At 43.3% G+C, this 9,320-nt stretch carries 10 protein-coding genes; 3 read left to right on the top strand and 7 right to left on the bottom strand.

Annotation, left to right across the window (positions count from 1 at the left end; translation table 11 throughout):
* The first annotated feature begins 188 nt into the window (after positions 1-188).
* Complete coding sequence (locus FD12_RS13910; protein WP_156404076.1) at positions 189-338, top strand: hypothetical protein; 150 nt, start codon at positions 189-191, stop codon at positions 336-338.
* A 33-nt stretch (positions 339-371) separates the two neighbouring features.
* The gene (locus FD12_RS07740) at positions 372-1,901 is read left to right on the top strand and encodes an IS1182 family transposase (protein ID WP_235809040.1); all 1,530 of its coding nucleotides are present in this window, start codon (positions 372-374) and stop codon (positions 1,899-1,901) included.
* Here FD12_RS07740 and FD12_RS07745 read toward each other — a convergent pair.
* The 6 genes from FD12_RS07745 to FD12_RS07770 all read right to left on the bottom strand — a co-directional run bounded on the left by FD12_RS07745 (position 1,879) and on the right by FD12_RS07770 (position 7,426).
* Entirely contained in the window at positions 1,879-2,307 is a 429-nt protein-coding gene (locus FD12_RS07745; protein ID WP_054749058.1) for a EutP/PduV family microcompartment system protein, read from the bottom strand. The genes FD12_RS07740 and FD12_RS07745 overlap by 23 nt on opposite strands.
* Before the next feature lie 21 nt (positions 2,308-2,328).
* A complete protein-coding gene (locus tag FD12_RS07750) occupies positions 2,329-3,081 on the bottom strand; it encodes a DUF4430 domain-containing protein (RefSeq protein WP_056982477.1) in 753 nt (250 codons plus the stop codon).
* Positions 3,082-3,106: 25 nt separating this feature from the next.
* A complete protein-coding gene (locus tag FD12_RS07755) occupies positions 3,107-4,150 on the bottom strand; it encodes a prenyltransferase/squalene oxidase repeat-containing protein (protein ID WP_054749056.1) in 1,044 nt (347 codons plus the stop codon).
* A 24-nt stretch (positions 4,151-4,174) separates the two neighbouring features.
* Complete coding sequence (locus tag FD12_RS07760; RefSeq protein WP_054749061.1) at positions 4,175-4,822, bottom strand: ECF transporter S component; 648 nt, start codon at positions 4,820-4,822, stop codon at positions 4,175-4,177.
* A gap of 64 nt (positions 4,823-4,886) precedes the next feature.
* Entirely contained in the window at positions 4,887-6,542 is a 1,656-nt protein-coding gene (locus FD12_RS07765; RefSeq protein ID WP_056982479.1) for an ABC transporter ATP-binding protein, read from the bottom strand.
* Positions 6,530-7,426, bottom strand: a complete 897-nt coding sequence (locus FD12_RS07770) for an energy-coupling factor transporter transmembrane component T (protein ID WP_054749055.1) — start codon at positions 7,424-7,426, stop codon at positions 6,530-6,532. Before FD12_RS07770 ends, FD12_RS07765 begins: the two co-directional genes overlap by 13 nt.
* 332 nt (positions 7,427-7,758) lie before the next feature.
* On the opposite strand from FD12_RS07770, the gene FD12_RS07775 reads away from it, so the two are divergent.
* On the top strand, positions 7,759-8,022 hold the full coding sequence (locus FD12_RS07775; protein WP_056982481.1) for a hypothetical protein: 264 nt from the start codon (positions 7,759-7,761) through the stop codon (positions 8,020-8,022).
* Positions 8,023-8,619: 597 nt separating this feature from the next.
* On the opposite strand, the gene FD12_RS07780 is transcribed toward FD12_RS07775, so the two are convergent.
* Positions 8,620-8,820 carry a hypothetical protein gene (locus FD12_RS07780; protein WP_056982482.1) on the bottom strand — a complete coding sequence of 67 codons (201 nt, stop codon included), beginning with the start codon at positions 8,818-8,820 and terminating at the stop codon, positions 8,620-8,622.
* Positions 8,821-9,320: the final 500 nt, after the last annotated feature.

Consider the following 9,320-nt stretch of genomic DNA (forward strand, 5'->3'; position numbering starts at 1 on the left):
TTACTGTTTAGTGTACACTCATTTTTTGAAATAGTAAGTTTGACTTTCTATAGGAAAAGTCCTAGCTCATGCAAAAAAGCTTCGGAAATTAATTTTTTTCCGAGGCTTTTTTGCATTTTATGTAGCACAGAGAATTCAACTCTGCTATTCTTAAATCGACGAAAACCCAAGGATAGGAGTGAATCTCTATGTACAGACATTATAACAATAACCAGACCAGTTTAACATTGCCATTAGAAATTACAATTTCAGAAACGCACATTGTCCGCGCCATCAGTGCTTTTGTGGACACGATTCCATATAAATTAGTTTATGGAAAAGAATCAGCCTTTGGATGACCACAATATTCACCGTTGATGATGCTCAAAATGATGTTATTTGCTTACTCACGGAAAGTGTTTTCGGGACGGAAAATTCAACAAATGGCCGAGGAAAACATTCCGATGAAATGGTTAATCGGTGACCCTGACGTGGTGCCCAGTTACCGGACAATCAATCGTTTTCGGACTGATCCACAAACCACCAAGCTAATTGCCCTCATGTATCTGCAGTTCCGCCAATCATTGATTGATAACAATCTGTTAAGTGATGAGGCAATTTTCATTGATGGCACTAAAATCCTCGCCGATGCCAACAAGTATTCATTTGTCTGGCGAAGAAGCACGGAAAAATTTGAAAGTAAGTTGGACCAAAAAACACGAAACTTGTTTAAAGACCTGATTCAGAACAAAGTCAATCTAGCAGTGGAAAGCGAAATGGATCCGACGGATCTTCAGACGCTTGAAGCTGAAGTAGATGCATTGGACACAGAGATTGACGAATTAGATCAGCAAATCAAAACCGAAAAAGTGATTCCCGGTGGTTCACCACGTAAACAACGCCGGCGCAAGCTAAAACATCTTCGGCATCTAGTAAGAGATGAATACTTACCTCGCAAACAAAAGTATCGCCAATATCATGAGTGGTTTGGTGACCGGAACAGTTTCTCTAAAACGGATCATGACGCCACTTTTATGCGGATGAAAGAAGATCCGATGCAAAACGGCCAGTTGAAGCCGGGGTACAATCTGCAAATTGCCACCCAATCACAATTCGTTCTCTATTACCAAGTTAATCAACGTCCTACGGACCAACGTACTTTAATTCCATTTTTAAAAGCTATGAACTTCGCACAAACCCCAGTCAACTATATCGTTGCCGATGCGGGCTACGGCAGTGAGCCAAACTATCAATTTGTTAAAGAGAAATTGGGTAAGATCCCCTTGATTCCTTACACCATGTATCTGAAAGAACAATCGAAGAAATATCGCAGCGATCTTAGCAAAGTGATGAACTGGGAATATCATGCCGAAGAAGATTACTACGTGGATAATCACCACATCCGCTTTTCATATCACGGCATGAGCCATCGAACTGATAAAAATGGGTTTACCCGCGACTTTAAAGTTTATCGGGCCGACGATTACGATGACCCCGAAAGGTATTATTGGTCGACCACCCGTATGGGTAACCAACGAAGAATTAACATCAATCCCCATTGGGAATCGCAAAAAGCATACGTTCGTGAACAGCTTTCAAGCCCAGAGGGCAAGGCCATTTTCGCTAAGCGAAAACTTGAGGATGAGCCAGCCTTTGGTAACCTGAAGGCTAATTTGCGTTTCCGTCGATTATCGGTACGTGGATTAAGACAAGTAAATAATGAATTAGGAATTATCTTGATGGCAGCAAATATGAATAAATTGGCCAAAATGATGGCCAATTTAAGTCATATTTTTGGTTGGATAGAAAAACTGAGCCACATCTTCCAGAAAAAATGGAAAATGCGGCTCAATTTATTTGTCGGCGGGACTTATGTCCCAGCCTCATTTTTTAATTTGGTTACTCTTGCAAATACTGGGTGAATTCACTGACATTTTTACCGGTCACGGCTGACACCTCAAACACTTTATTAGCGCCGGCATCAATGAGCCGATCCTTTACCAGGCCAACCTGATCGGGAGTTGCAATATCAATCTTAGTGACGATGCCAACCGTTGGCTTGGTAAACATGGTGCTGAATCCGGTTGGCAAAACAATTCGGGGGTCAAGGGCACTTTGCATTAACACGACGACATCGGCATCAATGGCCGATGTCATCAGGTTAGAGTACATCGCGCGGTGTTCAACGTATTCACCAGGCGTATCGATAATGTTCGAATAGAACTCAAGGGTCTGAGTCTTGTTATACGTGATCTTTAACTTATCCAAGCGCTGAATTAACGTTGTTTTACCACAGCCGATTGCACCAATAAAAATTGCCTTTTTCACAAGAATTCACCTTTTCATTCATTATTTACCGCTGAGGCCGTTTACTGAGAAGTACCAGTGAACGGTATCGCCAGGGGTAATGCGCTTCTGGTCGGCAGCTTTATCAACGAATTTGCTGTTAACCGAGTACATCCAACCACTGCCGACCTTAATGTCATTTTGCTTTAAGCCGTTGATAGAACTGACATAAACATGAGGACTACTTTGGTACACCAGCTTTAAATGGGTCCGTTTGAGCAGTGAAAATGCAGTGGCGGACTTGCTGATCTTCATGTGGCCGGCATATAAGGTCTTTTTGTAACCAGATACTTTGATATACGCCGTTCCAATTGAATCGTCTTTGGCAGCGGCTTTTTTAGCATGATGGCTGTTGGTTACATTCGCACTGCTGCCAGCATGCTTGTGAGTCGAAGCCTTGGCTGCCTGTGATTGAGTCGAAGTGGCAGCTGAATGACTGGCAGTTGATTTGGAATTGGCCTGCTTGTTCGCAGTGGTATCGTGGTTCGCTGATTTGCTGCTCTTATTTGGTTTGCCAGATGTTGAGGAAGCTTTAGACTTACGTGAGTTTTCCTTAGCTTTGTTCTTTTTAGGATTTGCTTTGGCATTCGAGCTTTGGCTGGCTGCTTTTTGTGAAGATGAGCTGGCCGCTTTGGACGAAAGGGCGGTTGCCGGCTTATGATCTCCACGGTTAGCGATCACTTGCTGAACCCCAAAGCCAATTCCGATGACCAGGACAAATGCTAAAATAATGCCAACAATGCGTCCTTTTTTCATGAAATCTTTTCCTCTCACTTAAAGATTACTTGATTGTATAAACTGATTTGTGATTCAAAGCTTGACGATATGCAGCGGTTGCTAAGTTGACTTGGCCGATCCCGATTAATTGACTGGCAGCACCCTTGACTGAGCCGGTCTTATTAACGTAGGTGAACATTGCGTACAATGGTGAAGCAGTTTGGCTTGACTTGCTGGTGCCATTGACGTATTTCAACGTGTTTTGCTTGGTTGATAATGCAATGATGGCTTCAGCAGTTGAGTTACCATTAGGGATGCTCTTGCCATTGAAGGTGTAACCATAAGCACCAGATGGATAAACAGCGCTCTTCAGGTATGATTGGCCTTTGGTGATTGCTGAAGCACTTGCACTGGCCTTGCCGCGAGCTAATGCAGTCACAGCCATTGCGGTTGTATCTGAATCAACTGTGTCGAGCTTATTATTGTATGCCCAGCCATTGTTACTCAATTGATTCTTAACAATGGAATTACTCAAGCTGTTAATTGAAAACTTGGCAGTTGATGGCCGCTTGAATGATGAACTCATTGTCAGCGCCAATAGTACCTGGCTCTTAACGTTCACGGTCTGATTGCTCATTGATTTGCGGTATAAAACTGATACCAAGTTGACAGCTTTCTTAGTGCCGGAGCGACGGAATTTGGTTGGGTTCATGCCAATTGACTTGAGTCCTTGAATGGCATTAGCCAAATCAGCTGGCGTACTCTTGCTGTTTAAGACCAAGCTTGAAGCAACCCGTTTCTTTTGGTTAGTTGTGAATTTGTATCCCCAACCTTTTAAGCTTAATAGGAAGTCTGCGTAACCCCCAGCAGCTCCGGTTGTTGGGTAAGCTTTCTTACTGAAAATATAAGCGGTTTTCCCAGACAAACCGGTTTTATTTTTAACGAGCATCTTTTTAGCATAGCGGTAGCTCGCTTTGATCTTGGTATTTTGATAACTGCGGCTGGCAGTCTTGACGCTGGCAGCACCGGCAGTAACAGCTGGACTAACAGCCCCAAAAGTTAATAAAGCAGATGCGGAGGCTAATAATAATTTACTTGTTAATTTCATGAATGACCCATTCCTTTATATGAATTATTTAGTAGGTAAAATTCGGTACTTCTTAACTAAGCGATTGAACAACTTTTGCCACCCTTTATAAAATAGGGCAATCAAGAAGGCATTTGAAATTGCGTGGTTAAGATCGAACAGAAAGCTTGAAGCATAAGCCAAGAAGAAACTCTTGACGGTAATTGGTGAAACGTAGGCCAGGGCATACCAGAGGTCTAAAATCCAGCCAAATAGGAATCCCCAGACAAAGGCAAAGATAATCATAAATATCAGGCTGTGACTCAGCTTAGTATTGCTCAACAGCCCAGCAGTTAAGCCCATCAGCCCCCAGGCGACCATTTGCCAAGGCGTCCAAGGCCCCTGACCAAGGAACATATTTGAAACTAAGGCGGTTGTTGCGCCAGTGATGAAGCCTAATTCCGGCCCCAAGCTGATGCCACTTAGAATGATGATGAAGCTGGCGGCTTGAACCCCTGGAATTGAAGCCAGCGGAACCCGACCAGCCACCCCCAATGCAATTAAGACGGCAATGAACATCAAAGTCTGGGTGCTAATGCTTTCTCGCTCAAATCGCCAATATGCCGGGAGAATACTACAGACTAGAATCATGAAGCTAAATAACAGGTAGTGTTGACCTTTAAGCAATAATATCAAAACCAGAAATGCCGCCATCAGGAGCACGGCAATCAATAATCGGTACACATAGGTGACGGCTAATATTTTTCTCAAACATTGATCACCTCCCTTCAGATTCTAAAGTCAGATCATCAACCAGCAAAGCGTCTGGCACCTGATCCCTCACAATTCGATTGATTGGCGTTGTGAAGAAGAAGTTGTTGGCAAAAAATGCCGTGGTGGGTAACAACGTGTTGAGATGACCATCAAACATGAACGTACAGTGATCAGCGAATGCCGCACAAAATTCCATATCGTGACTTGCCATGATAATTGTAACGCCGTTTTGTTGAGCCTCTTTCAAAGTATTACCGACCATTACCTTGGTATACGGATCAAGCCCTTTGGTTGCTTCATCTAAGACAAGCAGATCCGGCTTAGCCATTAACGCGATTGCCAGGCCGAGCAGCTGTTGTTGACCACCACTAATGTCAAATGGATTTTGATTGAGAATTTTTTCTAAATGGAATTTAGCGACAAGTTGCTTAATTTGTTGTGCTGGATCAGGCAGCTTGAGTTGGTTGGCCTGAACTTCCAACTCTTGGCGAACACTGTTGGCAGTAAATTGGAGGCTAGGGGTTTGGGATAGGAAGGAAATTCGCTTAATGCGATCCGCCGTCCGGATTTTCCAAACAACCTGCTGTTCGAATCTAATTTTGCCATGTTGGGGCGTTGTGAGGCCGATCAGTAAGGATAATAAGGTGGATTTTCCAGACCCATTTTTGCCGATGATGGCTAACCAATCCCCTCGGTTAACGGTTAGATCCAAATGATCAATCACGTTGCGGGTTCCATCAAAGGTAAATGAAATGTTTTTGGCGGTCAATAGCGGCTGATGCTCATTATTTGATTGGTGAACGGGTGCCTTAGCTGTTGGAATAAATTTTAAGTTGGCAGCTTGAATAGCAGCCTGCCCTTGGGCAACAGAAATTGGCAACGGGTTACTTGTGATTTGATTGGCTAAGAACAACTTTGGAATTGATGGGATAAAGTAGGTCAGCCGATCATCTTTAAACATCTCTTTGATACCATCGGTTGGTGAACCGTCGAAAGTAATCGTTTGGTGTTGTAAAAGGATCATGCGATTGGCCAAACCGGAGATGGTGCTCAGTCGATGTTCTGTCAAGACAATTGTGATGCCCAATTCACGCTGAACGCGGCTTAACACATTCAGAAAATTTTGGGCGATTAAGGGGTCTAATTGGGAGGTCGGTTCATCTAACAAGATGAGCTTGGGCCGAAGAATGAGTACCGAAGCCAAGTTGACTAATTGGAGCTGGCCACCGGAAAGTTGGTTGATTTCACGGTTGAGTGATTGATCCAGCCCTAAAAAGTTGCTCAATTCAGTGATTCGTCGTTCAATTTCGTCACTGGGACAGCCAATGTTTTCCAGTGGAAAAGCCAATTCGTCAATGACCTTTGACATGACCGGTTGAACTTGGGGGTCTTGGGCGACGTAGCCGACAGTTTGGGCACTTTGCAATTTGGATAAGTCGTCGATTGGAGTCCCATCAATCGTGATGTGTCCCTGACGATTCCCTAGCGGTGTCAATTCTTTTTTGAAGTGGTTCAGTAGGGTGGTCTTGCCACTGCCTGTGTTGCCGGCAATGAGCAGAAAGTCACCCAAGTTGATTGTGAGGTTAATGTGATCCAAAACTTTGGCGGTTTGGTCGGGATATGCGAATGAAAGATCCTGAACAGAAACTAATTTGTGCATGCGCGATAGATCCCTTCAGACAGAATGGGTAATAAAAAGAGGACTAATAAAAAGCCGATTGGCAACAGATCCGCCGGGTGAAAAACGTTGGTAAAATTCGCCACTGAGCGGCTCCAACCAAAGTTAAGGAACCGGATATAAACAATCATTAATAATAGCAGGGAAGAAAATGAGATAAAAACGAGGTCGGATGATTGCCAATGATATGATCGGTAATGGGTGCGTTTGGTGGCGCCAAATCCCCGGGCATCCATCAAATTTGCCGTTTCCATTGCCGATGAAAGGGAATCTTGTAGCATGATTTCAAAGATATGCAGGACTTTTTTGGTTCTTGTCAGTAAGGAGCCGCTGGACACATCCAGATTTCTGGTCTTTTGTAATGTGATGAGGCGCTTGAATTTTAAGATAAAGTTGGCTACTAAGCTAAATGAAATGGAGACCAGCATCGCCAGCCTGGGGGCGATCGGTGAAAAGACATAGATGAGCCGATTCGGAGTCAGAATAACGTTGAGTAACGCAAAAATGAACAACATTGAGATAAGGACCAACGCCATTGCAACGCCATAAAGAAACGCCGAGTAAGAGAATCGGTAAGTTAGAAATCCCCAGTGAAACTGCCAAAGAATTGGCTGGAACTTTTGATTTAACAAGGTATTAAAAAATAAAATCAAGATTAAAAAGCTGCTTGCAAATTTTAATTGCTGGGTCATCGATCGTTTGCCTAAGTAATAGAAACCACAAACGATCAGACCGACGATTTCTGCCAGTGCGACAGTCACGTGATTGAAGAGCAGCAGACAAACCATCAGTTCAGCAAAGTAGATTGTCGAGGCTACCGGATGAACCTGTGAAAAGAACGTCATTTGTAAAGGTAACCGTTTCATTAATCGCAGCCTCTTTCCAGAACTATCGTAAGCCCTTCCAACAGTATACCATTTGAGAATATGGGGGTAAATATCCTTCCAGGACCATGCAAAATAGTTGCATTGCACACAAGATAATTGTCATATCTGGTTGTTTCAATGACGAATTTTTGCTATCTAATTAACACTATTTGGCTGTTGAAATTGTCTGATTGATCAATTTGGCAATATTTGAAAATAGAGGTGCTATTCAGAGTAAATAATTGGTATCATGTAGGTAGATATATTGCGTGGGAATGTGTTGAGGCAATATACGCGCATCAAATAAAACCGATAGATTGCGAGGAATTTATATGAACAAAATTTCTATTCGTGGCAGTTTGCAGACGAAACAAATCGTAGGTAGTTATTCAGATGTTGAGAAGAAGATTATTGCGGATCTAGACTCCGTTCAGGAAAAGGACGGCAAAAAACCATTTTCAAAGATTGCCGATGAAGTGGTTGTTGAGCCATACCGGGACGGGGCGTATGCGTACCACGCATTATTAACGGAGGCGGCAAAGATGTACGATTTGTCGCCAGAGATTCAAAAGAGCGCCAATGTTAGTGATGAATAGTTTGATTTGGGTCATGGTGAAGACTTCCTGTTAGCTTGTTGTTGATAGGGAGACGTTGCCATGGCCTGTTTTTGTGTCGTTAAGTTGTAAGGGTGTTGATCATAAAGTGATTGAAAACAGACATTTGCCGAATTGAAAACGCCGGTTTAATAGGGATCGTTTAGGGTATTCCCCACATGTGTGGGGGGGATCCTAATCGCGTCCTTCTTCGAAGGTTATCTGGGTTGTATTCCCCACATGTGTGGGGGGGATCCCGGGTACTTTGCTTGCATCCCTTTAGGATGTTCGTATTCCCCACATGTGTGGGGGTGATCCTATTAGTAGTCTTATAATTAGCGGTTCCCGTATAGTATTCCCCACATGTGTGGGGGTGATCCTACTATTCATTTATGACACCTCCTAGTAGAAGAGTATTCCCCACATGTGTGGGGGTGATCCCCTCAGTTTTTGTGATACCAGTCACTTCGCCAAGTATTCCCCATATGTGTGAGGGTGATCCTGTTCAACCATTAAGAACTAAAAATGAAATTGAGTATTCCCCACGTATGTGAGGGTGGTCCTAAAAAGGTGTATCATCAATTAGAGTAATAACTCCAACTAATTAGAGCCGCCTTTTAGCGCCTGCAAGCGTTCTTTAATGAGGACTTGTAGCTCTGCTAAATCCGCTTCGGTTGCGTAGTTGCGAATAAATCCCCGTGCTTGGGATCGGCGGGAAATATAACGTGTCCGTTCTTTATGGGCCTGATCCCATTTCTTATTGGCACGTTTACGAGCTTCTGTATAAGGCTGTTTAGCCATGGTGCTCACCTCGTTAGTTTGATTGAATTTGAAATTGAGATATGGTATATTAACTAAAGAAAAGAGAGCACTGGGATTGCCCCCCAATGCCCTCAATCGTGAGCTGGATACCGTTTGAATGTGGCTAACCGTAATGGTTAGTCTTTTTTGATTTTATGATAAGCACATGCCAGCAAGTAAATGCCATAGCACAGCCCGATAAAATCAACTATCCACGGGTCCGTCACGGATTCTCCAGGTTTCCATGTCGGCTACCTCCCATCACCGGTGCTGGAGTGTGATTGGAATGATGGAGTGTACCCGATCTCACTAGGCTAAGAAGCCAGGAGCAACCCCTTTATCTTAACCGTGGATTTATTATACACCTGTAATAGTGTATGTGACAACAATATTAAAATAAAAAAATCTGATCAGTGAGTAACGGGCGTTCTACATGCTGAACTAAGAAGCTGTTTAGTATCTTTGATTTTGACCAAATAATTTGATAAACTACTGTCAAA

This window comes from Lentilactobacillus rapi DSM 19907 = JCM 15042, from assembly GCF_001436255.1.
Taxonomy (GTDB): Bacteria; Bacillota; Bacilli; order Lactobacillales; family Lactobacillaceae; genus Lentilactobacillus; species Lentilactobacillus rapi.